The organism is Spirosoma endbachense, assembly GCF_010233585.1.
GTDB lineage: Bacteria > Bacteroidota > Bacteroidia > Cytophagales > Spirosomataceae > Spirosoma > Spirosoma endbachense.
The window spans coordinates 8,331,641-8,332,052 of sequence record NZ_CP045997.1; the positions used below are offsets into that span (position 1 = coordinate 8,331,641).

The window sequence follows — 412 nt, forward strand, 5'->3', positions numbered from 1 at the left end:
ACCGATCCGGGTTCATTAACGGCCAGCACAACCCTGGTCATTACCGTTAGCCCCGCCCCGATTGTGAACACCGCGCCCAGTGTGGCTAATGCTATCCCGCCCCAGTCGGCCACGGTGGGCAGTGGGTTTAGCTATCTCATCCCGGCTAATACCTTCACCGATTCGGAGACACCCGCCAGTCTAACCCTGTCGGTCAGTAGTCTGCCTGCCGGATTGAGCTTTACCGCTCCGGCTACCATCTCGGGAACGCCCTCCACTACGATCGGGTCACCTTTCACCATCACTGTGACGGCTACTGATCCGGGTTCGCTGACCACCAGCACAACCCTGGTGCTCACCGTCAGCCCTGCTCCTATCGTGAACACCGCGCCCAGTGTGGCTAATGCTATCCCGCCCCAGTCGGCCACGGTGG

Annotated in this window: 1 protein-coding gene; it reads left to right on the top strand. The window is 60.9% G+C overall.

The window, feature by feature from the left end; translation table 11 throughout:
- Window positions 1-412 (top strand): putative Ig domain-containing protein (locus tag GJR95_RS33830; RefSeq protein ID WP_232540950.1); only part of this gene is annotated, 412 nt, incomplete at both ends.